This is a genomic window from Belnapia rosea (assembly GCF_900101615.1).
In the GTDB taxonomy this organism is placed as follows: Bacteria; Pseudomonadota; Alphaproteobacteria; order Acetobacterales; family Acetobacteraceae; genus Belnapia; species Belnapia rosea.
In genome coordinates, this window is record NZ_FMZX01000009.1 from 119,985 (window position 1) to 145,888 (window position 25,904).

The following is a 25,904-nucleotide window of genomic DNA, read 5'->3' on the forward strand; positions in this document are numbered from 1 at the left end:
CAGGACGGCCCTCACCGCCATCCGGCCTTTTCATCCTGCACGAGAGAGCCCCGTCCCTCCGTCAGCCCGCCGCCTGCTTCGGCGGCACGAGGAAGCGGTCCTCGCGGCGCCACCAGCCGGGCTGTTGCAGCAGCGGATGCTCGAAGCGGCCCTGCCGTGCAATGGCTTCGGCCGCCTTGGCGATCAGCCGCGGATGCGGCCGTCCGCTCGGGTGGCGCATGTCGAAGACGCCCGGCTCATAATGTCCGGTCTTCTGGGTCAGCAGGCTGTTCCAGTCGACGGCGCCGAGCAGCGACCAGATCGTCACGGCCCGGATATCGGCACCCTCGGCGCGCAGCCCTGCCGCGGCATCCCAGGCTTCCAGGAACCAGCGGACCTGCTCATGCTCCGGGCACCAGCCGATATGCGCCTCGGTGATGGCCAGGGGAATGGAGCCGTATCGGTCCCAGGCCTCACGCAGGCGAGGCTCCCAGCCCGTTCCCTCATGCGGCGGCAACGGCACCCGCGCGGCCTCGATATCGGCATAGGCGTCGCGGCCGTTGCCGCCATGCATGTGCTCCGGATAGAGCGCCAGGCGGTGATCCAGGAAGCGTTCGCTGGTAATGTAGTAGTTGAAGCCGATCACCATCGGGCCGAGATCCTGGGCACGGAACTCGTCCAGCTCAGCCTCCGTCACGTCGGCGGCGAGCAACCGCCGCCACCAGGGATGGTCCCGGTCAACGCGGCCGGTCAACAGGTCGAGGCTGAGCCAGCGCCGCTCGTTCTCGTCCTCCGCCTGGTAGGCCAGCTTTGGCGTGCTGAAGGTCTTCCCCAGATCCTCGGTCTGCACCAGCTCCGCATCGGGGATGACACGGCGAATGGCGCGCATGGCCAGCACGACCGCGCGGCATTCATTCGCCAGGATGCGCAGGAAGGTCGCCTCGTCAGTCCCATGCGGGAACCAATGGCCGTAGAGGCCCGAGAAGCGTGCCGTGGTCAGCGGCTCATTCACCGGGGTCCAGGATTTGATCCAGGGATAGCGCCGCGCGGTACGCTCCGCCTGCTCCGCCAGCAGCTCCGGGAAGTTCGGATCGAGCAGGTTGGTGTAGTGCGGGCCGCCACCGTGGTGAACAAGGCCGGCGATCGGCGTGATGCCCAACTCCCTCAGCCGGGCCAGCCGCTCATCATGCCACCGCCAATCGCATTCGCCGGGCTGCTCCGGCGCTACATGCTCCCAGAGGACAGGGTAGCGCAGCTTGCGGAAGCCCAGCCGGGCCACCGCCTCGAGATCGTCGATGCGATGGTAATGGCCACTCTCGCGCAGCTGGTCCCGCCACATGTCGCCGACGCGGAGGACCGTGCACTCGATGCCTCCCCACAGCTCAAGCTCGGACGCAGCGCGCCGTGTCGCGGCCTCGGCGATGCCGAGGTCGTTGGCCGGCGTCTCGTTCAGGACACTGAGATCGTCGACGACAGGCGAAGACCAGGAGGCTTCCACGCAATCCCCACGTGGCCCAGGCGCCGGGTGCTGGTCGGCCGGTGATCCGGCTTGCAGCATATCACCCGATCCATCGTCGAGCATCGTGAAACTGGTGGAATCAGTCATGCAGGCTCCCCCAAAGCGAAACGCATGGACCTGCAATCACGCCCGAGGCTGAGGGTTCGTATAACGGTAGCGGATTGCTTGAGCCGCGGAGGCCTCGGCTGGGGTCGAGGGCACAGGGCCCGGCCTCGACGTTGCTTTTCATGTCATCCAGCAACAGTCTGAAAAACATGTTCTTTTTCTGAAGTGGCTGGAGTGCGCGAACTGTCGCGCCACTCATTACGGCCGCCGCTCTCTCCGATTAGTGACAGACCGCGAGCCATGGCCGTGACTGACCAAGGCCTGGAGCGGAGAAGGCAAGGTGGTGCCAGCCGTGCGCCCCCAGCCTGCCCGCATTTGCCGAAGCTGAATTCCGGCAGGAGGATCTTCAACCGAACAAGGGCCCAGCCCGAAAGCCCTGCCAGGTCCGGCACACGAAATGGGTCGGCCTTGGGCCGCATCAGCGGCCCGGCGCAGTTCGTGCCGGAAGGCAGGCGGGACGAGGACGGGTAGAGACGTACATCCCGGTTTTGACGCAAGCCGCATCTCGTTGATCATGGCACCGGCGATATCGTCAGCCTGCATGCTGAGCGGCAACGCCGCCGACAACGAGCGCGCGAGCCAAGTCATCGCTGGCTGCCATTTCTGCCCCACACCAATGTCAGCGATCCCGGCACCGGAGATGCTGAGGCGTATGGGCACCGCATCCGCTGGGATGCGGTCCCTGTGATCCAGCCTGCGAAGCCGCGATGCGGCTCCCGCCAAGTCGTGGCCATGCAGCAACAATGCCGCGGCCCGCGGGATACGGGGGAGGCAGTACATGCCCTTGGTCCAGGATCCGGAAGGACCCTTGCGGCGGCGACGTTCATGGAGGTCGTGCGGCCACAGCAAACTATCCAATTACGCCCTCAGCCCGCTGCGACTCAGGCCAATAATAACCTGTGGCACTATCGCGGCTGCATCGCGTTGGCCTCGAACTTCTGGAGCGTTGGGACGCCATGGCAGGACGACAGGATCCCGAGGGCTGGATGTGGGCAGAGGCCTGCGACACGCTCCTCCGTGCCGAACGGCTGCATCGCCAGTTCTTCCTCCCCCGCCATGCGCCGTCATCCCTGCCCGTCTGGCATCCGCCGACGGATGTGCTGGAGACCGAAAGGGAGGTGTTGATCCTCGTCGCCCTGCCCGGGGTAAGCCCCGATGCGGTGGAGGCCGTGATCGAGGACGGGGTGCTGCGCATCAGCGGCCTTCGGCTGCTACCAGCCGAGTTGCGCAATGCCGTCATCCATCGCCTGGAACTCCCGCAGGGGCGGTTCGAGCGGCGGATCCCATTGCCTGCCGGCCGCTATGCCACACCGGTTCGCCACAGCCTCGTCGATGGCTGCCTGCTGGTTCGGTTGGACAAGGCAGGCTGAGCCGGGAGCGCCCCATGCATCACCATCAAGCCCATCGCCTCTTCGCCCCGGATCTCGGCCCCGCCCCGGGCGGCGGGGACGGCGCCAGCCTGCCGCCGGATGCGCTGGCCATCCTCCCTGTCCGCGACACCGTGCTCTTTCCAGGAGCGGTGCTGCCCATCGCGGTCGGCCGCCCCTCCTCGGTCGCCGCCGTGCAGCACGCCATGCGGGACGGCCAGCAGATCGGCGTGCTCCTGCAGCGGGACCCGCAGTCACCCGAGCCCGGCACGGCCGACCTGTACCGCACCGGTACGGTGGCGAATGTGCTGCGCTGGCTGACGGCACCGGATGGCACCCATCAGCTGGTCTGCCAGGGCGTGCAGCGCTTCCGCACGCTGGACTGGATCAGTGGGCGGCCCTTCCTCGCCGCCGGCATCGTCAGGCTCGACGAGCCGGACCAGCGAACGACCGAGATCGAGGCGCGGGTCATGCACCTCCGCGGTCAGGCGCTGGAGGCGCTGCGGCTGCTGCCGCAGGTGCCGGAAGGGCTGGTGAACACCGTGCAGACGCTGGAGTCCGGCGCGGCACTCGCCGATCTCGTCGCCGGCTACATGGACCTGGCCGCCGCGGAAAAGCAGGAGATCCTCGAGACGCTGGAGCTGGTGCCCCGGCTCGACCGCGTCTCCGCCGCGCTGGCCGGGCGGCTGGAGGTCCTGCGGCTGAATGCCGAGATCGGCCAGCGGACCCGTGCCAGCCTCGATGCGCGCCAGCGCGAGATGCTGCTGCGCGAGCAGATGGCATCCATCCAGAAGCAGCTCGGCGAGGATGACGGCAAGTCGGTCGAGCTGAAGGAGCTGACCGAGGCGATCGAGAAGGCCGGCATGCCGGCGGAGGTGGAAGCCGCCGCACGCAAGGAGCTCCGGCGGCTGGAGCGCATGCCGGAAGCCTCGCCCGAGCACGGCATGATCCGGGGCTATCTCGACTGGATGACCGATCTGCCCTGGCGCCTGCCCGAGGAGAGGCCGATCGACATCGCCGAGGCGCGCCGGATCCTCGACGAGGACCATTTCGGGCTGGGCCGGATCAAGCAGCGCATCGTCGAGTATCTCGCGGTGCGGAAGCTGGCGCCGCAGGGCAAGGCGCCGATCCTCTGCTTCGCCGGGCCACCGGGCGTAGGCAAGACCTCGCTCGGCCAGTCCATCGCCCGCGCCATGGGCCGGCCCTTCGTCCGCGTCTCGCTCGGTGGCGTGCATGACGAGGCGGAGATCCGCGGCCACCGGCGCACCTATATCGGCGCGCTGCCCGGGAACATCCTGCAGGCCATCCGCAAGGTGCATGCGCGGGACTGCGTGATGATGCTGGACGAAATCGACAAGATGGGCCGCGGCATCCAGGGCGATCCCTCGGCGGCCATGCTGGAGGTGCTGGACCCTGAGCAGAACGACAGCTTCCGGGACAATTACCTCGGCGTGCCCTTCGACCTCTCCCGCGTGGTCTTCATCGCCACCGCCAACATGCTCGACACCATCCCCGGCCCGCTGCGAGACCGGATGGAGATCATCGAACTCACCGGCTACACCGAGGCGGAGAAGCTGCAGATCGCCCGGCGCTACCTGGTGCGCCGCCAGCGCGAGGCGAACGGGTTGCAGCCCGGGCAGCTCGAGATCACCGACGAGGCGCTGCGCGCCATCATCCAGGACTACACGCGGGAGGCCGGCGTGCGCGGCCTGGAACGCGAGATCGGCCGGGCCCTGCGCCATGCGGCCGTGCGTATCGCGGAGGGCAGCGCCACGACGGTGCGGATCGGGGCGGAGGATCTGGGTGGCATCCTCGGCCCACGGCGTTTCGAGAGCGAGGTGGCGTTGCGGACCTCCGTGCCCGGCGTGGTAACAGGCCTCGCCTGGACACCGGTCGGCGGCGACATCCTCTTCATAGAGGCGACCCGCACGCCAGGCGGCGGGCGGCTGATCCTCACCGGGCAGCTCGGCGAGGTCATGCGCGAGAGTGCCCAGGCGGCCCTCAGCCTGGTGAAGAGCCGCGCGGTCGAGTTCGGCATCGATCCGGCGCTCTTCGAACGATCGGACATCCATATCCACGTACCCGCCGGCGCGACGCCGAAGGATGGGCCGAGCGCCGGCGTCGCCATGTTTACCGCGCTGGTCTCGCTGCTCACCAACCGCACCGTGCGGCAGGATACGGCGATGACGGGAGAGATCAGCCTGCGCGGCCTGGTGCTGCCGGTCGGCGGCATCCGGGAGAAGGCCGTGGCAGCGGCGCGGGCCGGTCTGACGCGGGTGCTGATGCCCGCGCGGAACCGGAAGGACTACGAGGAGATTCCGGAGGATGCCCGCAACCGGCTGGAATTCGTCTGGCTGGAGCGGGCGGAGGAAGCAGTCGCCCAGGCGCTTGGCTAGGCGGGCGCCTCAGTAAGCAGGCTGCCTGTAGCGGGCCCGCCATGGTCCAGGCGGCCCAACCCGCAGCCTTGCTGCGTGACAGGGCGAACCGGCCCCGCAATCGCCCAATGGTGTCCCCGGCGGGATTCGAACCCACGGCCCCCAGATTAGGAATCTGGTGCTCTATCCTGCTGAGCTACGGAGACCCGGCAACAAGCCTAGCATATCAGCCGCGCCGCCGGAACCGCTCCACCGCACTGACGAGGGCCGTCCGCACCCCGGGCTCGAGGGCGGAATGGCCGGCATCGGCCACCACGGTCAGCCGCGCCCGTGGCCAGGCGGCGGCCAGATCGAAGGCGGTCTCGGCCGGGCAGACCATGTCATAGCGCCCCTGTACGATCTCGGCCGGGATATGGGCGATGCGGTCCATATGGCCGAGCAGCCCCTCCTGCGGGAGGAAGAGATCATGCGCGAAGTAATGCGCCTCGATCCGGGCGAGGCCGAGGGCGCTGCGGTCCTGGGCGAAGCTCGCCACCGTCTCCGGGCTCGGCAGCAGGGTGGAGCAGCTGCCCTCGTACTGGCTCCAGGCGCGCGCCGCGGGCAGGTGGACCATCGGGTCCGGATCGCAGAGCCGGCGAAGGTAGGAGCCGAGCAGGTCGCCCCGCTCCTCCGGCGGCAGGTGCTCGGTGAAGGCTGCCCAGGCATCGGGAAAGACCCGGCGGAGGCCCGTCAGGAACCAGTCCACCTCGCTGCGCCGGCCGAGGAAGACGCCGCGCAGCACGCAGCCGGTGACACGCTCCGGATAGGCCTGGGCATAGGCGAGGGCCAGGGTGCTGCCCCAGGAGCCACCGAAGAGCAGCCAGCGCTCGATGCCAAGGAAGCGGCGAAGCGTCTCGATATCCTCGACCAGATGCGGCGTGGTGTTGTCCCGCAGCTCACCGAGCGGGCGCGAGCGCCCGGCCCCGCGCTGGTCGAAGATCACCACCCGCCAATGGCCGGGATCGAAGAAGCGGCGATGCACCGCCCCTGCGCCGGCCCCCGGACCGCCATGCAGGAAGAGCGCGGGCTGGCCGCGCGGATTGCCGACCTGCTCCCAATACATGACATGGCCGCCGGCCAGGGGCAGCAGGCCGGTTTCGAAAGGTGCGATATCGGGGAAGAGGTCGCCACGGGGCATGTCCCAATATCCGCGGGTCGGGCCGGCTCGGCAACTGCCAGCGCGCCATCCAATTGCCCGGATTTCGCTCTTTGGCACCGGAAAGTGACAGAATCCGCCGGCACGTGACGCGCGTCATGCGCGGTGCCTCTTCGCCTTTTGCCGGAGCATGCCTAACTTCCAGCCAATGGCCATGTCATCGCCCGCCAATTCCCGCCCGACGGCGCCCGAAGCCTTGCCGCGCTGCGCCGTCTGCGGCACGGGCAGCCGGCAGCCCCCGTTCCGTCCGGGTCCGCCCGAACAGGCGCCGGACCTCGACCTCCGGCCGGGCGAGCCTGTGCGCTCGACCATGGCGCGCTGGCTGCAGCAATGCCCGAATTGCGGCTACTCCGCGCCCAACATCACCCGCGCCCATCCGGCTGCCGCCCAGGCCGTCCATGCCGCCCCCTTCCGCGCCTTGATGGCCGAGGCCACCTACCCGCCCCTCTCCCGCCGCTTCCTCGCCTGGGCGCATGTGCTGGAGGAAACCGGCGCCCTGCATGCCGCCGCCGAGGCCACGCTCCAGGCCGCCTGGGTCGCCGATGACCTCGACCAGCGCGAGCTGGCGCGGCTCTGGCGGCTGGAGGCAGTGGCGCTCTGGCGCGGCGGGCCGCCGCTCGACCACGAGCAGACGGTGCGCATCATCGATGCGCTGCGCCGGGCCGAGGCCTGGGACGATGCGGAGGCCACGGCCCAGAGCCTGTCCCGTGCCGATGCGCCGGAGGCGGTGGCGCAGGTGGTGGGGCTCGAAATCCGCCTGATCGCAGCGCGGGATGCCGGGCGCCATACGGTGGCGAGCGCCCTGCCCCCACCCTCCCGCCGGCCGCATGTGACCCATCAGCGCAGCCAGCCGAAGAGCGGCGAAGGCCTCCTCAACCGGCTGCGGCGCTGGTTCCGCGGCGGCTAGGCCCTGGCCCCAGACGAGGCCGGCTTCAACGCAGGATGCGCCGCACCAGGGCCCGCGCCCGCGCGCCTCGTGGCGGGTCGAGCAGGCGCGACAGGCTCCAGCCGCCATGCGCCACCCGGGCGCGGAGGGCGCTGAACTCCAGGAACCCCGCCTCGCCATTCCGCCGGCCGAAGCCGGAGGCTCCGACGCCGCCGAAGGCGAGGGCCGGGAAGGTCGCATATTCCACGCATCGCCCCTCCACGATGGCGCCGCTCCGCGTGCCGGTCGCGATGGCCGCCACCTCGGCCCGGCTCGCGCCGAACAGGTAGATGGCAAGCGGCGCCGGCCGGGCGGCGATCCAGGCGATGGCGGCGGCGAGATCGGGGAGCGGCTGCAGCGCCAGCACCGGGCCGAAGAGTTCGGCCTCGTGCAGCGGATGGCCGGGCGGCGCTTCGGCAAGGGCGATGGCGCGCTGGCGGCTGGGGCCATCGGGCGCCAGCGGGGTCACCGAGGCGCCCTCGCATAGTCCGGCGAGGCGTGCGGCCTGGCGGTCATTCACCACCACCGTCTCCGGCAGGCCGATGCCGCTCGCCCGGCAGGCCGCAAGGAAATCCGCCCGGTCATGGCCGATCAGCAGAACGGTATCCGGGGCGATGCAGGTCTGGCCCGCATTCACCGCCTTGCCGGCCAGGATGGCCTGCGCCGCCCGCCGCAGATCGGCACCCGGCAGCACCAGCGCCGGGCATTTGCCGCCAAGCTCGAGGGTCACGGGCACGAGGTTCGCGGCCGCGGCCGCCATCACCCGCCGCCCGGTCTCGGTCCCGCCGGTGAAGACCAGATGATCCCAGGGCTGGGCGGCGAAGTCGGCGGCGACCTCCGGCCCGCCCTGGACGGTGCGGGCGATATCCTCGCCCAGCGCCTCCTGCACCAGATCGGCGAGCAGGGCGGCGGTGCGGGGCGTTGCCTCGGCCGGCTTGACCACAAGGCGGTTGCCCGCCGCCAGCGCATCAATGGCGGGCAGCAGGGCGAGCTGCAGCGGATAGTTCCAGGGCGCCATGATGCCGATGACGCCCTTCGGCACCGGCTCCTGCCAGGCCCGTGCTGGCTGGAAGGGAAAGGGCACGCCGACGCGCCGCGGCCGGGCCCAGCGATGCAGGTGGCGCCGGGCATGCCGCGCCGCATCCACCACCAGCTTCACCTCGGCGAGCAGCGTCTCCTCCGGGCTGCGCCCGCCGTAGTCCGCATCGATGGCCGCCGCCGCCGCCTCGGCCCGGCGCAGCATGGTGGCGGCGAGGGCGTCGAGCAGGGCGCGGCGTCGGTCGAGGCTCGGGGTGCCGTCCCGCGCGGCGGCGGCCCGCAGCCCGGCGAGCGCCGCCTCAGCCGCGGAGGGCATCGGCCGCCGCCTCGCCGCTGCGGGTGGCGGCCTCGATCGTCGCGGGCAGCACCGGGTCGGTCCAGTCGCCGGCCAGGGCAAGGTTCGGCAGCGGCAGGCGCGGTGGGCGTGGCGGCGGCCCCGGCCTGTGGCGTGGCGTCGCCCGGCGCTCCTTCACCACCCGGCAGGGCGGCGCCTCCTCCGGCCAGTCGCCGGCGAGGCCGAAGGCCAGGGCTGCCTGGCGCAACTCGGCCCAGGCGCGCCGGGCGAGGCTGTCCTGGTCCTCCCGTGCCGCCTCGTCGCCGGCGCTGACCGTGACGCTGACGCCGGCGGGGCGCACCAGCACCCATTGGCAGAGGGCATCCAGCAGCCCGAGGAAGCGCACCGGACCAGGCCCCGGATGGGCGTAGTGCAGGTTGACGATGGGGGCGTAGCTCTCCGGCGTGGCCAGATGCGGCAGCAGGCGAAGGCTCTCCCAGGGCGGCGTCGCCAGCACGGCGGCATCCTGCGCGCCGAGCCTCACCGCGTCCTCGCCGAAATCGAGGACCGCGAGCCGCCCGCCCTCCACCGCCAGGCGCCGCAGCCGCGCGCCGAAGCGGATCTCCGCCCCGGCCGCTTCCAGCGCCATGAGCGCCGGGGCCACCAGGTCGGGCCCGAGGCCGGAGCGCGCCACCAGCAGCCGCGTCGCCCCACGCCCGCCCATCCGCCGCAGCACGGCCCCGAGCCGGCGGGAGGAAGCCTCGATCGAGGGCGTGTTCAGCGCCGCGATCACCAGCGGATCGACGAAGCCGCGATGGAATTCCGGATGTGCCGCCATCGCCTCCGCCACCGGCCTGTCGCCCCAGGGCGCCGAGAGCCGCGCCAGCGCCACCATCGCCCGGGCGGAGAACCCCGGCGGCCGGAGTGCCGGGTCGCGCCAGCCCAGGGGCGAGAGGGCGACGCGGAAGGCCCGCCCATCCCGCAGGTCGAGCACCGGCAGGCCGGCCGGCTCCGGCTCCACCCAGCCCTCCAGCGCGCCGATGCGCCGCAGCAGGCCGAGCGCCGCCGTATTCGCGCCGAGCAGGGCATGGGTTCCGTTGTCGGTGCCATCCGGCAGGGCGCGGCAGCGGCCGCCGGCACCGGGCGAGGACTCGTGCAGCACCACCGGGCGGCCCCGGTCGACGAGCCGCAACGCGGCGGCGAGGCCGGCCACGCCGGCACCGATCACATGGATGGTCATGTCAGCGGCCGAGCGCCATCCAGGCCATGCGCAGCTTCTCGCCCTTGGTCAGCCGAGGCCGCGGCCGCGCGCCCTCCCAGCCGCGGGCGACCAGGCGGTCGAGCAGGCGGCGGTAACCCCAGGCCATGACGGCGGCGGGGCGAAGGGCGACGGGGCTGTACCGGCGAATTTCCTCCTCGGCGCGGGCGAAGCCGGCCTGGGCGCGCTCCCCCAGCCGGGCGCAAATGGCGGCGAAGCGGGGGTGGCGGACAATCCCCTCCGCCGGCCCGTCCGGGATGCCCTCCGCGGCCAGCAGGTCGAGGGGGATATAGACCCGCTCCCGCAGCGCATCCTCGTCCACGTCGCGCAGGATGTTGGTCAACTGGAAGGTATGGCCGAGATCGAGGCCGAAGCCCTCCGCCTCCGGCGCGCCGAAGATGCGGACGGCCATGGCGCCGACGCTGCCGGCGACGCGACGGCAATAGAGATCGAGATCCTCCTCGGTGGCGAGGCGAAGGCGGTCAGCGCTGTCGGTCTCCATGCCGGCGATCATCGCCCTGCATTCCTCGAGCGGCACGCCATAGGCGTCGCGGGCCCAGGCCAGCTCGCGGGAGAGCACGCAATCCGGCCGTTCCAGCTTGCCCCGCCAATCGGCGAGGAAGCGGCGCTTCTCCGCCTCCGGCATGGCGCCATCGGCGATGTCGTCCACGGCGCGGCAGAAGGCATAGACCGCCCAGAGCGCCCGGCGCCGCTCGCCCTTCAGCGCCGCCATGCCGCGGGCGAAGGAGGAGCCGGCACGCGAGACGCGGCGGGCGACGATCGGCGCGTCCCGCGGGCCGAGCAGGGGCGCGGCGGCGAAGGCGCGGGCGAAATCCACCCGGCCCAACGCCACGCGGCCGAGCACCGGGTCGGCGGCGCGCAGCCGCGCCAGCAGCCGGCGGGCCAGGGTGATGGTGACGGTGCTCTGCCAGGCAAGGCGGCGGGAGCGCAGCAGGCGCGGCAAGCCCGAGGCGCGGTCGAGCTGCTCCTCGACGCGGTCGAGCGCCGCGTCGAGCACCTCCCGGCGGCGGGCGGCGTTGGCCGGGTCGAAGAAAGCCGCCTCGCCGCCCGCCAGTGCCATCCAGGACTGCGGCAGGTAGATGCGGTCGAGCTGGTCGCGGTCCGGCACCAGGTCCTGCAGGTGGTTCAGCACCTGCAGCGCGGTGCAGAGCCCATCGGCGGCGGCATTGGCGGCCGCGTGGTCGCCATCGCCATGCAGGCGGAGCAGCATGCGGCCGACCGGATCGGCGGAGCGGCAGCAGTAATCCTCGAGCGCCGCCCAATCGGCATAGCGGGCGCAGGTCGCATCCTGGCGGAAGGCGGAGAGCATCAGCCGCGCCTCCGCCGTGCCGACGCCGAGGCGGTTCAGCGGGATGGTGGAATCCTCGAGGCTCCGCTCCATCGCGTCCAGCCGGGCAAGCTTCTCCGCGGCCGGGAGGTCGGCGCTGTCGGCGATGTCGTCGGCGGTGCGGACGAAACGGTAGAAGGCCATCACCCGCGCCCGCGCCGGCCGGGCGAGCAGCAGCGAGGCGGTGGGGAAATTCTCGGTGTCGTGGTCCCGGTTCGGGGTGACGGCAATGGTGGCGCTGCTCATGCCGCCTTTGTGGCCGGATATGCGCGGCCTTTCCAGCCCGCCGGACGCCCGAGCAGCCAGCGGCCCAGCGCCGCCCATTGGATGGCCAGCGCCACCAGCACGGTCAGCGGGTGAAGCGGCACGGTCCACCAGGGCTCCCGCGCCCGCCAGGTGATGGCGGCACGCAGCGCCAGCATTAGCAGGATGGCGGCGATGGCGGGCGGGGCCGGCAGCAGCGCCCAGGGCCAGAGATGAGCCCCCGACAGCAGCACGGTCCAGACCGGCAGGCCCATGGGCGTCGCCATGCCCTCCCGCGCATTCTTCACGAAGCCGGCCCAGGACTCGGCGAAGCCGCCATACATCCGGCAGGTGGCGAGCGGGGCGCCGTCCACCACCTCGGTCCGGTGGCCCTCGGCCCGGAAGCGGCGGGCCAGTGCCAGCCCGTCATGCAGCACATGGCGGACGGCGCCATGGCCGCCCACCGCCTCATAGGCGGCCCGGTCGCAGAGGATGAGCTGGCCGCAGGCCGCCGCCAGATCGGCCCGCCGGGTGAAGGCACGGCCGACCGCCGGCAGGTAGCCGAGCAGCAGCAGGTTGATAGCGGGCACGGTCAGCGCCTCGCCGAGCGAGCCGATCAGCTGCCGCGGCACGCCGCTCAGCATGGCGATGCAGCGGGCATCGGCATGGGCGAGCAGGGCGGCGGCGGCCTCCGGGTCGAGGCGGACATCGGCATCGATGAAGAGCAGGTGGGTGCCGCGGGCGGCCTCGGCGAGGCGGGCGCAGGCATGGACCTTGCCGGTCCAGTCGGGCGGCAGGGGCGGCGCCTGGAGGAGGCGGATGCGCGGGTCGGCCTCGGCGAGACGGGCCACGATCTCGCCCGTGCCGTCCCGGCTCGCATCGTCCATCACCACCACCTCGACGGCGACACCGCGGCTGGCGAGCGCCGCCCGGAGGCAGGCCTCGATATTGGCGGCCTCGTCGCGCGCGGGGATGAGGATGGAGACCAGCCCCTCCTGCGCCGCACGGGGCGCCCGCAGGCGAGGCAGCAGCCAGAGATTGACGAGGCCGAACATCGCCGGCAGGGCGGCAAGGCCAAGGGTGATCCAGGCGAGTTCCATAGCCCTCAGCCTCCTGCGCGCGGATCATGACGCGGGTCGAAGGCCTCGCCGCGAAACGCCGCCCGGGCCTGCCGCCAGCCCTGATAGATGCCGCCCATCCCCGCCCTGCCCTCCAGCACCGGGCGGAAGCGGCCGGGATCGCGGGCGATGGCGTCCTCGGCGAGCCGGTCCATCACCGCCTCCAACGCGGTGCGGAGGCGGTTGGTGCGGGCCTCGCGGTCGAGCGCGGCCAATTCGGCCGCCGCGATGGGCGGGCCGAAAGCGGCGAGCATCTCGGGGGCGGCCTCGGTCCAGAAGGGGTATTCCAGGGCGAGCGGGAGGAAGCGCGCCTCCGGGGCCAGCTCCGCCAGGCGCACCAGTCCGGGGGCGATGGGGACGGGGCGCTCCCGCACATCGCAGAAGCGGCCGGGAGCATTCATCCAGAGCATATGGGCGGGATCGGCCAGCACCGCTTGCGCGGTGCGGAGGAAGGCGACGGCGCCGCGGGCCGATTGCTGCTCCACCCCGAAGACGCCGAGGCGGCGCATGAAGCCGTAGCGCGAGAGCGCCTCCGCCTCCATCGGGATGAACATGCGCCGGCCGGGCAGCAGCTCGGTCGACAGCACCATGAAGGCGACGCCATCCCACCAGGAGGGATGGTTGGCGTAGATGACGAGCGGCCCACTCCCCTCCCCCGGCCAGGGCGCGCCCCAATGGGCCAGGCGAATGGCGCGCAGCCGCCGCGCCGCGAAACGGCCGAAGATGAACCGGAAGAAGGCGAAGCGGGCCGGCGAGAAGAGCGCCGCCGGCCCCGGCTCATGCTGCGCGCTCATGGAGATCGCGCGGCAGGAGCCAGGATGATCCCGGTCGCATGATTCACGCCTCCGGGCGATGCCGCCCTTCGGCGATCATGCTCCGGCTCGCTCATTCGGCGGCGAGCGGCATGCGGAGGGCATCGGGCATGCCCGCCTCCCGCGCCGCCGCGCTCATGCCGCGCCCGCCGAGATCCTGGTCGAGGCTGTCGGCCGCGATCCAGCCGCTCATCATCACCATCGGCATGCCCGGCCCCGGATGCGCCGCGCCGCCGGCGAGGTAGAGCCCCTTCACCCGCTTCGACCGGTTGCCGGGCTTGAAGGCGCCGAGCCACGCGCCGTGGCTGGCGAGGCCGTAGATGGCACCGTTCAGCACCTTGTAGCGCTCATGGATATCGACCGGGGTGAGCGCGCTCTCGGTGACGATGCGCTCCTCGATATCCTCCATCCCGGCCGTGCGCTTCAGCTTGTCGAGGATGGTCTGCCGGTAGGGGGCGAATTGCTTCGCCCAGTCATGGCCGGGGCGGAGCCAGGGCGTGTGGACCAGCACATACAGCGCCTCGCCGCCCTCGGGCGCGACCGTCGGGTCGGTGCCGGAGGGGGCGGCGAGATAGGCGGTCGGGTCGGGCGCCGGAATGCCGCGCTTGTAGATGGCGTCGAATTCCTCCTCCGCATCGCGGGAGAAGACGAAGCAGTGATGCGCCAGGTGCTCGTAGCGCTTCCTGAGGCCGAGATAGAGCACGACGCCGGAGCAGGCCGGCTCGGGCGCCTTCCTGGCCACCTTGGCGCCGACCGGGCCGCCGACCAGCTCCTTGTAGGTACGGATGGCATCCATGTTCGAGATGACGGCATCGCAGGCGATGCGCTCGCCGCCTGCGGTGCGGACCGCCCTCACCGTGTTGTTCTCGATATCGAAGCCGGTGACCTCGACACCAGGACGGAGGTCGGCGCCAAGCGAGGCCGCGAGGTTGGCGAGGCCTTCGGCCACGGCGCGGGTGCCGCCCTTCGGGTACCAGATGCCCTCGCTCGCCTGCATGTCGCCGATCGAGCAGAGCACGGCCGGCGCCAGATAGGGGCTGGAGCCGACATACTGGCAGAAATGGTCCAGCATCTGGGCGAGGCGGGCATCCGGCACATGGCCGCGGATGACCTTCGCCACAGTCTTGCCCATCCGCAGCGCCAGCACCTCGCGCATGGTGTTCGGGTCGAAATTGGACTTCAGGTCGATGGTGTCGGAGAGGCCCTCGACCGACTTCCAGAAGAAGAATTTCTCCGAGATCTCATGCAGGCGGCGGGCCTCGGCCTGGAAGCGCTGGTAGCCCGCGCCCTGGCCGGTGCCGGGGGCGAAGCTGTCCATCGCGGCGGCCATCTTCGCCACGTCCTCGATCAGGTCGATCCGCGTGCCATCCTCGAAGAAGCAGCGCCATTGCGGGTCGAGCCGGACCAGCGGCAGGTCCTGTGCCTGGTCCCGCCCGGCCTCCGCGAAGATGCGGCGCAGCACCCGGGGGACGGTGAGGATCGTCGGTCCCATGTCGAAGCGGAAGCCCTGGTTGCTGCCGGGCCGCGCCGGATCGGGCAGGTTCAGCACCGCCGCCTTGCCGCCGAGCCACGGATTCTTGTCGAGCAGCGTCACCTTGTGGCCACGCGCCGCGGCCACCGCCGCCGCCGCGAGCCCGCCGAGGCCACCACCGACCACCACCACATGCGAGACCATGTCCGGTCTTCCTTTCCTGCCTAGCGCGCGGTCTGGTAGCTGGGCGCGATCTCGGCGAAGCCGGTGCCCTGCGGCACGGCGCCGAGGCCGAGATCGCGTGCCAGCAGCCCGGCGCTGATCCGTGCACCTTCGTAGATCACCGGCAGCCCGCTGCCCGGATGGGTGCCGCCGCCGACGAGATAGACGCCCTCCACCCCGTCGAAGCGGTTGCGCGGCCGGAAGCAGAGCATCTGTCCGAGATCATGCGAGAGGTTGAAGGTGGCACCGAAGCCCACCGCATACTCGTCGCGCCACTCGCGCGGCGTCACCATCCGCTCATAGCGGATCCGGCTTTCGAGATCGGTCAGGCCGAGCAGCTTCAGCCGGTCGAGGGCCAGGCGGCGATAGCGCGGCGCCTCGGCCTCCCAGTCGAACCCGTGTTCCTCGGCGTCCCGCATGTTGGGCACCGGCACCAGCAGATAGAGGCTGGTATGGCCCGGCGGCGCCATGCTGGCATCGGTCGCACCGGGATGGTGCAGATAGAGGCTCGGCACATCGGGGATCTCGCCCGCCTCGATCTGGGCGATGTTCCGGCGGTAGTCCTCGGCCAGCAGGATGGTGTGGTGCGCCAGCTCCGGGAAGCTGCCCTCGACGCCCAGATAGAGCATGAAGGTGGAGCAGGAATAGCGCGCCTTGGCGATGCGCCGGTCCGGCCAGCGGCGCCGCAACGCATCCGGGATGAGGCGCGGCATGGCATGGGCGAAATCGGCATTCACCACCACCGCATCGGCGGCGTGCCGGTTGCCCCCGACCTCCACGCCGGTGGCCTTGCGGCCATCGAAGGCAATGCGCTCGATCTCGGAGCCAAGGCGGATATCGACGCCCAGCCGCTCCGCAACCCGCGCCATGGCCTCCGAGACGGCACCGCAGCCGCCGACCGGGTGGAAGACGCCATGCTCGTATTCGAGGAAGGACAGGATGGTGAAGAGGCTTGGGCAGCGGAACGGGCTCATCCCCAGGTATTTGGTCTGGAAGGAGAAGGCGAGGCGAACCCGCGGGTCCTTGAAATACCGCGCCAGATCCTGATCGACCGTCTGATGCGGCCGCATCAGCGGCAGGCTCTTCAGCAGGCCGGGCGAGAGGAAACGGGTGGGAGAGGCGAAGGCATTCTCCAGCACCGGGCGGAAGGCCTCGAGCTTCCGCCGGTTCTCCTCGAAGAAGGGGCGAAGGCCGGCGGCATCGGCCGGGTTCAACCGGGCGATCTCGGCCTCCATCCGGGCGACGTCGGAGGTGGCCTCGATGGTTTCGCTCCCCTCGAACACCAGCCGGTACTGCGGGTCGAGGCGCTTGAGCGCGACCTCCTCCTCGAGGCTGGCGCCGCAGCTCGAGAAGATCTCCGACAGGATGCGGGGATAGAGGAAGAAGGTGGGGCCGAGGTCGAAGCGGTAGCCCTCATCGGTCGTCAGCGTCCGGGTGCGGCCGCCGACAACCTCGTCCTTCTCATGCAGGGTGACGCGGGCGCCCTGGGCCGCCAGCAGCATCGCCGCCGCCAGCCCCCCCGGCCCCGCCCCGATAACGGCGATACGTGGACGCGACGCCTGAAGGGCGGGAGCGGCAAGCGGAGCATTCATGCGCTTCTGTCATCCAGGCAAGGCAAAGGGACCGGTCCTCGGCCAGATGCGGTGGAGCCGGCCTTCCGCAAGGGTCTGATGCTGCAATAAGCCGCCGGACGCCTCACGCGGCAGGCAGCAGCGCGAGCAGCGCGTCGGCGGCCTCGACCTCCGCCAGCCGGGCGGCGGCACGGGGCAGCAGCCGGGCCAGGTAGAAGGCGCAGATCGGGGCATAGCGCTCATCCGCCCTGGCGGCACGGGCCAGCATCCAGCCGCCCATGGTCCAGCCCGCGGCATCCAGATAGGCGGCGGCCGAGGCCTGGGCCGCCGCCGCATCCCGCTGGCCACGATCGAGCATCCAGGCCGTCGCCCGCTCCAGCGCCTCGGCGGCGGCGGCGAGGCGCGGGTCGGTGGCGCGGATCTCGGCGATGACGGCCGCCATCTCGGCCCCGCCGTCGCGGAAGAGCTTCCGGGTGACGAGGTCGATGGCCTGGATGCCGTTGGTGCCCTCATAGATCGGGGCGATGCGGGCGTCGCGCAGAACCTGGGCCGCGCCGGTATCCTCGACGAAGCCCATGCCGCCATGCACCTGGATGCCGAGCGAGGCGACGTCGACGCCGCGGTCGGTGCACCAGGACTTCACGATCGGGGTCAGCAACGCGACGCGCGCCTCGCTGGCGCCGGCGAGGCGGGCGCGGTCGAGCGCGGCCCCGGCCTCCAGCGCCAGCAGCCGGCCGGCCAGGGTGATGGCCCGCATCTCGGCCAGCATGCGGGCGACATCCGGGTGGCGGCTGATCGGCCCGCCCCCCTGGATGCGGTCGGCGGCATAGGCTTCTGCCAAAGCGAGGGCGCGGGCGCCCTGGGCCACGCCCTCGACCCCGACCCCGAGGCGGGCGGCGTTCATCATGGCGAACATGGCGGCCAAGCCGCGATTGGGCTCGCCGACCAGCTGCGCCTCGGCGCCCTCGAAGAGCATGACGCAGGTCGGCGCGGCATGGATGCCGAGCTTCTTCTCGATGCCCCCGCAGCGCAGCGCATTGGCGGTGCCGTCCGGCAGGACCTTGGGCGCGGCGAACAGGCTGATGCCGCGGGTGCCCGGCGGCGCGTCCGGCAGCCGCGCGAGGATCAGGTGCAGGGTGTTCGGCGTCAGGTCATGGTCGCCGAAGGTGATGTAGATCTTCTGCCCGGTGATGCGGTAGCCGCCGGTGCCGTCCGGTTCCGCCTTGGTGCGGACCTGGGAGAGGTCGCTGCCGGCCTGGGGCTCGGTCAGGCACATGGTCCCGGTCCACTCGCCGGAGACCAGCCGCGGCAGCCAGGCCTCCTGCTGGGCGGGGCTGGCGAAGCGGGCCAGCGCCTCGATCGCGCCGCCGGTGAGCAGCGGGCAGAGGCTGAAGGCCATGTCGCCGCTGGTGACGAGTTCCGAAACCGCCATCCAAAGCGCCTGGGGCAATTCCTGCCCGCCGACCGGGATGCCGTTCACCTCGGCCGGCGCGGCCAGGCCCTGCCAGCCGCCCTCGACCCAGCCCTTATAGGCCTCGTGATAGGAAGGCGGCACCCGCACCACGCCATTCTCATAGACCGCACCATGCCGGTCGGCTGCCTGGGCATTCGGCCAGAGCAGCTCCCGCGCATAGCGTTCCGCTTCGCGGATGATCGCCGTGATGTCGTCCGGGCTGATCGGCAGCCCGGTGGCCGCGGTGATCCCGGGCAGGTCGACGATCCGGGTCAGGCCGAGGATGAGGTCCTCGGCGGGGGTGGTGGCTTGGGTCATCCTAGGATCGGCTCTCCCGAATGGCAGTTTTCCGAACCCTAGCATAGCCCGACGCGGCCCGTGCGAGCCGCGTCAGCTACGTACCGAGCCGGGGCTCAGTCCCGGCTGCGGCTCCGGGTCGAGCCGGTGCTGTTCCGCCCGCCCTTGGCTGCGGCCGGCGTGCGGCCGGCGGCGCCACGCTTGGTTGCCGTGCCGGTCGAGCGCTTGGCCGTCGAGGCGGTGGCGCGCTTGGTGGCCGTCCCGGCGGACTTCGCCGGGCTGCGCTTGGCGGTCGTGCCGGTCGAGCGCTTGGCGGTCGAGGCGGTGGCGCGCTTCGTCGTGCCCGTGCTGTTCCGCCCGCCCTTGGCCGCGGCGGCGGTGCGGCCGGCGGCGCCGCGCTTGGCGGCCGTCCCGGTCGAGCGCTTGGCCGTCGAGGCGGTGGCACGCTTCGTCGTGCCGGTGCTGTTCCGCCCGCCCTTGGCCGCGGCGGCGGTGCGGCCGGCAGCGCCGCGCTTGGCTGTCGTCGCGGCAGCGCCGCGCTTGGCTGTCGTCGCGGCGGCACCGCGCTTGGTGGTCGTCGCGGCGGCGCGCTTCGGTGTCGCGGTGCTGCTGCGGCGGGTGGCCGTCGTCTTCGAGGTGCCGCGCGCCGCGGCGCTGCGCGTCGCACCGCCCTTGGCGCCGTTGCTCCGCGCCGCGGCGGCCTTGCGCGGGGTGCGGGCGCTGCCGCCCTTGCGGCCACCCTCGCTCTGCGCCGCACGCCCCGCTGCGCTGCGGGTCGTCTTGCGGGTGGAGGAAGCCGCCGAGCGGGTGCCGGAGGAGGAGGCCCGGCCACCCTTCGCCGCGGCCGCGGTGCGGCCGGCGGCGCCGCGCTTGGCAGGCGCTGCTGCCGTGCGCCGCGTGCTGCCCGCCTTGGAAGCCGCCTTCGGCGCCGCGGCCCGCCGCGGCTTGCGCGCCGGGGCCTCGTCCTCGCTCGCGGCAGCGGTGCTGCGACGGGCGCGTGGCTTGCGGGCCGGCGCCTCGCCATCGGCGGCAGCAGCCGTGCTGCGGCGCGCGCGCGGCTTGCGCGGCGCGGGCTCTGCCGTCGCCTCGGAGGTGCCCTGGCCGGTGTCCTCGGACGCATCCGTCATCGGCGTGGAGTCTGTGTCATCGAGCATCGGGTCATGTCCCCAGTTCATCAGTGAATGCCGCCAGCGCGTCTCGCTGACGTCGCCATCGGGCCGTTGGGCCAGGTGGCGGCGAATGAAGCCGACCACCCGACGCTGGAATTCCTCATCCTCCTCCGCCTCGCCTTCGAGCAGAGCCAGGATGTGGCGGCCGGACTGGTGCCCCACCGCCTCGGTTTCGCCCTCATGCGTGAAGCCGGCCGAGCGGCTTTCCTCGGTGTCCAGCCAGTGCCGAAGCTTGGCGGCCGACATGTTGACCAGGCGACGGAAAGCCGCCCCGATCTCTTGCTGCTGGTCGTCGTCCTCCTGCATGTCCGTGCCGCTGCTCCCTTGCTGCGAATGGTGACGGGCGGCCGCGCTCTTGCTGGCGACATCCTCGGGCTGGGCGGAGAATTGCCGCCCTTCTTCCAGGTCATGCCGCTTGCGGTCGCTGGTCCGCTCGTATTCCTCCGGGGTCAGCGCCTCGCGCGCCGCCTTCGGCAGGTAGCGCTCCCCGGTCTCGAGCGAGTCCTCGCCGGAGCGCGTAGCCCATTCCTCGCGCGTCCATTCGGCGAGGTGGTTGTCGGGTTGCTTCGGGCCGTCATAGCCGCCGCCCCGCTTCTGGTATTCGGCGCTCGCCATCTGCGCCTTGCGGGCCGACCACTGGCCGGGCTTGCCGCCCTTGTCACCGGCGGTGACCTCGTCCTTCACACGCACCCAGAGTTCGGGATCGGATTTGCGCGCCGTGCCTGCCATGCTGCGCTTCCTGTGACATGGTTGCATCCGGCAACGTCACGCCAAGGCAAGCGTTCCCGCGCGCTCCACTCAGCGCACGCGGGAGTCAACGCGAAAGCGTCAGGCCTCCGCCGTCAGCAGCAGCGATGCGCCGAGTGTCCCGCCCGGCGCCAGCATCGTCAGCGGACCATAGCCGGCGAAGTCCGGGCGGTTCGGCGCATCCGGCACATGGCTCACCGGCTCGAGGCAAAGCACGTTGCCGCCGCCCGGCGCGAAGACATGCAGGTTGCGCGACCAGGCACCTTGCGCTGCCAGGCGCAGGCGGAAATCGGGGCGCAGGATCTCCGCCACGCCGTCCCAGCCGGCGAAATGCGTGTCCAGCCCCTCATAGGCGGCCTCATCGCCGACCAGCCCATCGCTCGGCTGCACGGCGACGGGCAGGGCACGCGCATCACGGGCGAAGAGCGCCGAGGCATGGAAGCGCAGCCCGGTGCCCGGCAGCCGCAGGAAGAAGGGATGCCAGCCAAGGCCGAAGGGAAAGGGATGCTCCGCCTTGTTGGTCAGCGTGAGTGAGAGCTGCACGCCGGCCGACTCGAGCGCCAGGCTGAGCCGTGCCTGATACTGGAAGGGCAGGCCCTCCGCCGCGCCGTCCATGTCCTGCAGCAGGCTGCAGCGGTCGGGCGCCTGCGCCTCCACCAGCCAGGCGCGGTCGCGTGCCAGGCCATGGATGGCGGTGTTGTCCTCCGGACGATTGATCGGCAGCTGATAGACCATGCCGGGCACCGGCAGCTGCCCGGCATCCAGCCTGTTGGTCCAGGGCAGCATGACGAAGGCGCCGCCGAAGCTTGCATTCGGGTTGGCGCCCAGCGGCAGCGGGACCAGCACGTCCTGCCCCCGCCAGGCGAGTTGCGCGACCGCCGCGCCCTGCTCCGGGAGGAGCTGCGCGCGCCAATCCGCACCGGCCAGTTCCAGCACGGCTCAGTCGAGCGCGAAGGGATCGCGCGGCGAGGGCGCGCTGCGCGAATACTCGATGCTGGTGTAGCCGCCACCCTGGTAGCGCTCCTCCACCGGGTCGCCCGAGAGGATGTGGCCGACCTCGGTGCGGTAATCCTCGGCGGTGTCCTGCGGCTGCCAGCCGATGCGGTCGCGGTGGTCGCGGCCCCAGAAGGTGGCCGGGTTGTTGGAGCAGGCCCAGATCACGCAATGCCCGCTGCGCGGCGCCTCGACCGCCGCCGTCACCAGCCGCGTCAGGTCGCCGAAGGACAGCCAGGTGGAGAGCATCCGTGCATTCACCGGCTTCGGGAAGCAGGAGCCGATGCGCAGGTTGACGTTCTCGACGCCGTGCTTGTCCCAGTAGAGCCGGCCCATCAGCTCGCCATAGGCCTTGGAGAGTCCGTAATAGCCATCGGGGCGGAAGGCGCAGTCCACATCGATCTTCGCCTCGTTGCCCTGCGGCCGCTCATGGAAGCCGATGGAGTGGTTGGAGGAGGCGAAGAGCACCCGGGCGCCCTCGCGCCGCGCCGCCTCATAGATGTGGTAGAGGCCGCGCAGATTGGGGCTGAGCACCGCCTCGAAGGGCTGCTCCACGCTGATGCCGCCGAAATGCAGGATGGCGCCGCACCCCTCGGCGAGCCGCGCGACGCCGAGCCCCTCACTCAGGTCGAGCCGGGTGAAGCTGGCACCTGCCGGCAGCGCATCCGGGAATGGGGTGATGTCGGTCAGCCGCAAGGTCCAGCCCTGCGCGGCCAGCGCCGGGGCGAGGACGCGGCCGAGATTGCCGCTGGCACCGGTGAGAAGGACGGGTTTCTGCGGAGCGGGCATGTCAAAGCCTTCATAGGGACGTTTCCGGCCGCATTCTGCGGTGCCGGCGGGCTTGGCGGCAACGGCTCCCGGGCATAGCGTCCCGCCTCGTGCCCGATCAAGCAGCATCCCCCGGCTACGCCGCATTCTCGCCGCGCGAGGTCCGCACCATCGTCATGGGGCTGATGCTGGCCCTGTTCCTGTCCAGCCTCGACCAGACGATCGTCGCCACCGCGCTCTCCTCCATCGCCGGGGATCTCGGCGGGTGGAGTCTCCTGCCCTGGATCGTCTCGGCCTATCTCATCGCCTCGACGGTCACCACGCCGATCTACGGCCGCCTCTCCGACCTCTACGGCCGCCGGCCCGTGCTGCTGGTCTCGGTCTCCATCTTCGTCGCCGGGTCGGCGCTGGCGGCGCTCGCGCCCAACATGCCGGCGCTGATCGCGGCGCGGGTGGTGCAGGGACTCGGCGGCGGCGGCCTGCGCGCGATCTCGCTCGCCGTGGTCGGCGACATCCTGCCGCCGCGGGAGCGGGCGAAGGTGCAGGGCTACCTCTCGGCCACCTTCGCCACGGCCAACATCATCGGGCCGCTGCTCGGCGGGCTCTTCGTCGAGTACCTGTCCTGGACCTGGATCTTCTGGATCAACCTGCCGCTCGGCGCCGCCGCCTTCGCCACCACCTATTTCCAGCTCCGCCGCCTGCCGAAGCCGGGAAAGCGGCCGCGGATCGACTGGGCCGGGGCGGCGCTGATCCTGCTCTCCTGCACGCCCCTGCTGCTCGGCATCACCCTCGTGCAGCGCGCCGGTTCCTGGCTGGCGCCCGAGGCGCTGGTCTGCTTCGCCCTCGGCCTCGCCTTCCTCGTCCTGCTGATCCTGCAGGAGCGCGCGGTGCCGCAGCCGATGCTGCCGCTCCAGCTCTTCCGCAACCCGGTCTTCACCATGGCCATCCTCGTCACCGGCCTGACCTCGATGGTGATGATGGCGCTGGTGATCCTGGTGCCGCTCGACTACCAGCTCGTCAGCGGCCTGACGCCGAAGGAGGCGGGGCTCCGGATGATCGCCATGACGCTCGGCAGCGTCACCGGCAGCTTCCTCGCCGGCCAGGCGGTGGCGGCAACGGGGCGCTACCGGCCCTTCGCCATCCTCGGCGCGGCGATGGCGACCGCGATGTGCCTGGTGATCTCCTTCATCGGGCTCGGCCATTCGCTGCTGCTCGACACCGTGGTGACGCTGTTGCTGGGCCTGTCCTTCGGCTGCCAGTTCTCGCCGATGACGGTCACCATCCAGAATGCGGTCGACCCGCGGGATGGCGGCATCGCCATCTCCTGCATGATGTTCTTCCGGCTCATGGGCGGCGCCTTCGGCGTGGCGGTGCTGTCCTCGGTGCTGCTCTGGCACCTGCCCGGCGGCGTCGCCGAGGGCGTCCCGCCGCTGGTCGCGGCGCCGGCCTTCTCGGTCGTCTTCCTGGTGGCCGGCGCCATCGCCGCGCTCTCCCTGGCCGCGGCACTCCTGCTGAAGGAGATCCCGCTGCGCGGCAGGACCTAGAGCGTCCTCCCCTCGGCCGCCGTCACGAAGGCCGCTCCAGCTTGTTGCTTGCTCTAGCCGCGCCGGCTGCCGAAGGCCGTGGCGAGGGCCTGCCACATGGGCTTCCGCCCCCCCGCATCATCGAGCGGCAGGCCACGATGCACCTGCCCGTCCTTCCGCATCACACCCGGGTCGCGCGCCAGCCAGCTATCCCTGTCGGACAGCCCCCAGGTGAGGACGGTGCGGCAGCCCGCATCGAGCGCCGTGCCGACCACCTGCCGCACCCGCTCCGCCACCGCCGCATCCCGCGCCGCGAGGCCGCCGGGAAGCTGCTGCCCCTCCCGCACATCGAGTTCGGTGATGAGCACGGCGAGCCCCAGCTCCCGCACCGCGCGCAGGAAGCCGGCGAGTGGCTCCGGCCGGAACGGCTCGTCCATCAGGAGATGCGCCTGCAGGCCGAGCGCATCGACCGGGCACTGCGCCCCCACCATCCGCCGCAGCAGGCGCAGCACCCGCTGGCGCTTCTCCTCCGCCCAGGGCGTGTCGCCCTCGAGCCCGTAGTCGTTATAGGTGAGGCGGAGCGTCCGGTCCCGCTCCCGCGCCTGACGGAAGGCTTCCTCGATATAGCCAGGGCCAAGGGCGCGCAGCCAGGGCGTGTCCCGCAGGTCGCCCTGGGCGGGGGTGGCGGCCGTGAAGGGGTTGCCCTCGGCATTGGCGACGGCTTCGTTCACCACGTCCCAGTCGCGGATGGCGGGGCGGGTGGCCGCCAGCACGCCATCCAGATGGGCCGCGAGCAGGCTGCGGGCCTTGGCCGCACCTTCGCCGAGCCCGTCCACCAGCCAGGACGGCATCGCCTCATGCCAGACCAGCACATGGCCGCGCAGCTGCTTGCCTTTCGCCTGGGCGAAGCTGGCCACGGCGCCGAGCGGACCGAAATCGAAACTGCCCGGCCTCGGCTGCAGGGCGGCCCATTTCGACTCCCATTCCGGCACGAGGAGCTGCGCCTCGGTGACGATCTGGGCGGCATAGGCCGCATCGCCGAGCCAGCCGGAGTTGATGGCGGTGCCGAAGGTGATGCCCCCGCTGCGGCCCAGGGCGGCGAGGCCCTCGCCCCCCTGGGCACGGGCCTGCCGGGCCAGCAGCGCCGCCAGGCCCGCCCCGAACAGGCGCCGGCGCGGCGGCAGGACCAGGCTCAAGCGGCCTGCGCGAGCGGCGCGGCCGGCGCCATGCGGCTGAGCGCCTGGCGATAACGGTCCCGCCGCCAGCAGAGCAGGCGCCAGGCACCACGGGCGGCGATCTGGGACAGCCGCCCCCGCGGCTCCAGCCCCACCGCCTTGAAGATCATCCCCATGCCCCGCTCCAGATGGCGCGGGCGGTAGAAGCCCATCGCCCGGCCCATATAGCCGGCGATGCAGCGGTCATGGCTGTAGGCGAGGCCTGGACCCTCGTTCGCGCAATGGAAGGCGAAGGCGAGCTCGTCATCCTCCGACTCGCCGACGCGGCCGAAGGCGACGCGCAGGCGGCGGGCGAAGGAGAGGTCCTCCCGCGCCAGGTAGCGCTTCATGTGGTCGTAGAAGAGCTTGAAGTGCCGGTACTCGTCGGCGGCGATCAGCTTGCAGACCTGCTGCAGCACCGGCTCCTCAGTCGCCTCGGCAAGCGCGGTGTAGTAGCTGCTGGTGCCGGTCTCGACGATGCAGCGGGCAATCAGCTCGCCGGTGCGGGAGCCACGGATCGAAGCATTGGCATTGATGTCGATGCTGTAGCCGTTGCGGTATCGCTCGAAGGCGGCCGCATAGTCCCAGCCCGGATCGGCCAGGCTCGCCCATTGCCCGAGCGCGTCGCCATGCTGGATCTCCTCCTCCGCCCAATGGTCGGCGGCCCGGGAGAAGTCCGGATCGTCCTTGAATACCCGCTTCAGGTAGATGGCGTAGTCACCGCCATTGCGTTCTACCATTGCCGCCGCCTTGACCAGCGGGATGATCTCCGGGTCCACCTTCGAAGGTTCGAAACGGTCCCAGGCGATCTGCTCAACGCGCCAGTGCTTCATCCTGTCCCCGCGGCCCGAAAGGGGCCGTTATCTTGCGACACCCGATATCCGGGCAGGGCCCCAACGCCACGCCCGAGCGCAATGTTC

The 25,904-nt window shown here is 71.5% G+C and carries 19 protein-coding genes and 1 tRNA gene; 4 read left to right on the forward strand and 16 right to left on the reverse strand.

The features are described from left to right. Positions 1-61: 61 nt before the first annotated feature. Positions 62-1,585, reverse strand: coding sequence for a family 1 glycosylhydrolase (locus tag BLR02_RS16125; RefSeq protein WP_218127970.1), 1,524 nt, complete (start codon positions 1,583-1,585; stop codon positions 62-64). Between the two features lie 974 nt (positions 1,586-2,559). On the opposite strand from BLR02_RS16125, the gene BLR02_RS16130 reads away from it, so the two are divergent. Together BLR02_RS16130 and lon are read left to right on the forward strand one after the other, a co-directional pair. Further along, positions 2,560-2,973, forward strand: a complete 414-nt coding sequence (locus BLR02_RS16130) for an Hsp20/alpha crystallin family protein (protein WP_218127355.1) — start codon at positions 2,560-2,562, stop codon at positions 2,971-2,973. Between the two features lie 14 nt (positions 2,974-2,987). Next, the gene (gene lon, locus BLR02_RS16135; RefSeq protein WP_090663913.1) at positions 2,988-5,366 is read left to right on the forward strand and encodes an endopeptidase La; all 2,379 of its coding nucleotides are present in this window, start codon (positions 2,988-2,990) and stop codon (positions 5,364-5,366) included. 108 nt (positions 5,367-5,474) lie between these two features. Here the strand turns inward: lon and BLR02_RS16140 are convergent. Then, a tRNA-Arg gene (locus tag BLR02_RS16140) sits at positions 5,475-5,551 on the reverse strand. A gap of 20 nt (positions 5,552-5,571) precedes the next feature. Continuing rightward, complete coding sequence (gene pip / locus BLR02_RS16145; protein WP_090561600.1) at positions 5,572-6,522, reverse strand: prolyl aminopeptidase; 951 nt, start codon at positions 6,520-6,522, stop codon at positions 5,572-5,574. Between the two features lie 172 nt (positions 6,523-6,694). On the opposite strand from pip, the gene BLR02_RS16150 reads away from it, so the two are divergent. Then, positions 6,695-7,447 carry a hypothetical protein gene (locus tag BLR02_RS16150; protein ID WP_245704814.1) on the forward strand — a complete coding sequence of 251 codons (753 nt, stop codon included), beginning with the start codon at positions 6,695-6,697 and terminating at the stop codon, positions 7,445-7,447. A 25-nt stretch (positions 7,448-7,472) separates the two neighbouring features. Here the strand turns inward: BLR02_RS16150 and BLR02_RS16155 are convergent, their stop codons facing one another. The 11 genes from BLR02_RS16155 to BLR02_RS16205 all read right to left on the reverse strand — a co-directional run bounded on the left by BLR02_RS16155 (position 7,473) and on the right by BLR02_RS16205 (position 22,268). Then, positions 7,473-8,819 carry an aldehyde dehydrogenase family protein gene (locus BLR02_RS16155; RefSeq protein WP_090663914.1) on the reverse strand — a complete coding sequence of 449 codons (1,347 nt, stop codon included), beginning with the start codon at positions 8,817-8,819 and terminating at the stop codon, positions 7,473-7,475. Beyond that, positions 8,803-10,017: a hydroxysqualene dehydroxylase gene (locus BLR02_RS16160; protein WP_090561595.1), complete on the reverse strand. Its 1,215-nt coding sequence runs from the start codon at positions 10,015-10,017 to the stop codon at positions 8,803-8,805. The genes BLR02_RS16155 and BLR02_RS16160 overlap by 17 nt, the downstream gene beginning before the upstream one ends. Before the next feature lies 1 nt (position 10,018). Continuing rightward, positions 10,019-11,629: a squalene/phytoene synthase family protein gene (locus tag BLR02_RS16165; protein ID WP_176849616.1), complete on the reverse strand. Its 1,611-nt coding sequence runs from the start codon at positions 11,627-11,629 to the stop codon at positions 10,019-10,021. Continuing rightward, a complete protein-coding gene (locus tag BLR02_RS16170; protein ID WP_090663916.1) occupies positions 11,626-12,726 on the reverse strand; it encodes a glycosyltransferase in 1,101 nt (366 codons plus the stop codon). Before BLR02_RS16170 ends, BLR02_RS16165 begins: the two co-directional genes overlap by 4 nt. 5 nt (positions 12,727-12,731) lie before the next feature. Next, positions 12,732-13,538 (reverse strand): lysophospholipid acyltransferase family protein, encoded by an 807-nt coding sequence (locus BLR02_RS16175; RefSeq protein ID WP_090663917.1) that lies wholly within the window; start codon positions 13,536-13,538, stop codon positions 12,732-12,734. Between the two features lie 91 nt (positions 13,539-13,629). Further along, complete coding sequence (locus BLR02_RS16180; protein WP_090663918.1) at positions 13,630-15,231, reverse strand: phytoene desaturase family protein; 1,602 nt, start codon at positions 15,229-15,231, stop codon at positions 13,630-13,632. 20 nt (positions 15,232-15,251) lie between these two features. Beyond that, positions 15,252-16,841 (reverse strand): phytoene desaturase family protein, encoded by a 1,590-nt coding sequence (crtI, locus tag BLR02_RS16185; RefSeq protein WP_090663919.1) that lies wholly within the window; start codon positions 16,839-16,841, stop codon positions 15,252-15,254. Positions 16,842-16,944: 103 nt separating this feature from the next. Beyond that, positions 16,945-18,591 (reverse strand): acyl-CoA dehydrogenase family protein, encoded by a 1,647-nt coding sequence (locus BLR02_RS16190; protein ID WP_176849617.1) that lies wholly within the window; start codon positions 18,589-18,591, stop codon positions 16,945-16,947. A 95-nt stretch (positions 18,592-18,686) separates the two neighbouring features. Beyond that, entirely contained in the window at positions 18,687-20,468 is a 1,782-nt protein-coding gene (locus BLR02_RS28725) for a DUF3140 domain-containing protein (protein ID WP_245704815.1), read from the reverse strand. A gap of 99 nt (positions 20,469-20,567) precedes the next feature. Further along, positions 20,568-21,422 (reverse strand): aldose epimerase family protein, encoded by an 855-nt coding sequence (locus tag BLR02_RS16200; RefSeq protein WP_090663921.1) that lies wholly within the window; start codon positions 21,420-21,422, stop codon positions 20,568-20,570. Between the two features lie 3 nt (positions 21,423-21,425). Further along, positions 21,426-22,268: an NAD-dependent epimerase/dehydratase family protein gene (locus BLR02_RS16205; protein ID WP_090561581.1), complete on the reverse strand. Its 843-nt coding sequence runs from the start codon at positions 22,266-22,268 to the stop codon at positions 21,426-21,428. An 89-nt stretch (positions 22,269-22,357) separates the two neighbouring features. On the opposite strand from BLR02_RS16205, the gene BLR02_RS16210 reads away from it, so the two are divergent. Beyond that, entirely contained in the window at positions 22,358-23,791 is a 1,434-nt protein-coding gene (locus BLR02_RS16210; RefSeq protein WP_090561580.1) for an MDR family MFS transporter, read from the forward strand. A gap of 53 nt (positions 23,792-23,844) precedes the next feature. Here BLR02_RS16210 and BLR02_RS16215 read toward each other — a convergent pair whose 3' ends face one another. Then, on the reverse strand, positions 23,845-24,966 hold the full coding sequence (locus BLR02_RS16215) for an endo-1,4-beta-xylanase (RefSeq protein ID WP_245704816.1): 1,122 nt from the start codon (positions 24,964-24,966) through the stop codon (positions 23,845-23,847). Continuing rightward, positions 24,963-25,817, reverse strand: coding sequence for a ferritin-like domain-containing protein (locus BLR02_RS16220; RefSeq protein WP_090561578.1), 855 nt, complete (start codon positions 25,815-25,817; stop codon positions 24,963-24,965). Before BLR02_RS16220 ends, BLR02_RS16215 begins: the two co-directional genes overlap by 4 nt. Between the last annotated feature and the right edge of the window lie 87 nt (positions 25,818-25,904).

Bases quoted from the DNA above. Each gene is read 5' to 3' on its own strand.
- BLR02_RS16125 (WP_218127970.1), bottom strand. From the start codon at position 1,585: ATGACTGATTCCACCAGTTTCACGATGCTCGACGATGGATCGGGTGAT.
- BLR02_RS16130 (WP_218127355.1), top strand. From the start codon at position 2,560: ATGGCAGGACGACAGGATCCCGAGGGCTGGATGTGGGCAGAGGCCTGC.
- lon (WP_090663913.1), top strand. From the start codon at position 2,988: ATGCATCACCATCAAGCCCATCGCCTCTTCGCCCCGGATCTCGGCCCC.
- pip (WP_090561600.1), bottom strand. From the start codon at position 6,522: ATGCCCCGTGGCGACCTCTTCCCCGATATCGCACCTTTCGAAACCGGC.
- BLR02_RS16150 (WP_245704814.1), top strand. From the start codon at position 6,695: ATGTCATCGCCCGCCAATTCCCGCCCGACGGCGCCCGAAGCCTTGCCG.
- BLR02_RS16155 (WP_090663914.1), bottom strand. From the start codon at position 8,819: ATGCCCTCCGCGGCTGAGGCGGCGCTCGCCGGGCTGCGGGCCGCCGCC.
- BLR02_RS16160 (WP_090561595.1), bottom strand. From the start codon at position 10,017: ATGACCATCCATGTGATCGGTGCCGGCGTGGCCGGCCTCGCCGCCGCG.
- BLR02_RS16165 (WP_176849616.1), bottom strand. From the start codon at position 11,629: ATGAGCAGCGCCACCATTGCCGTCACCCCGAACCGGGACCACGACACC.
- BLR02_RS16170 (WP_090663916.1), bottom strand. From the start codon at position 12,726: ATGGAACTCGCCTGGATCACCCTTGGCCTTGCCGCCCTGCCGGCGATG.
- BLR02_RS16175 (WP_090663917.1), bottom strand. From the start codon at position 13,538: ATGAGCGCGCAGCATGAGCCGGGGCCGGCGGCGCTCTTCTCGCCGGCC.
- BLR02_RS16180 (WP_090663918.1), bottom strand. From the start codon at position 15,231: ATGGTCTCGCATGTGGTGGTGGTCGGTGGTGGCCTCGGCGGGCTCGCG.
- crtI (WP_090663919.1), bottom strand. From the start codon at position 16,841: ATGAATGCTCCGCTTGCCGCTCCCGCCCTTCAGGCGTCGCGTCCACGT.
- BLR02_RS16190 (WP_176849617.1), bottom strand. From the start codon at position 18,591: ATGACCCAAGCCACCACCCCCGCCGAGGACCTCATCCTCGGCCTGACC.
- BLR02_RS28725 (WP_245704815.1), bottom strand. From the start codon at position 20,468: ATGGCAGGCACGGCGCGCAAATCCGATCCCGAACTCTGGGTGCGTGTG.
- BLR02_RS16205 (WP_090561581.1), bottom strand. From the start codon at position 22,268: ATGCCCGCTCCGCAGAAACCCGTCCTTCTCACCGGTGCCAGCGGCAAT.
- BLR02_RS16220 (WP_090561578.1), bottom strand. From the start codon at position 25,817: ATGAAGCACTGGCGCGTTGAGCAGATCGCCTGGGACCGTTTCGAACCT.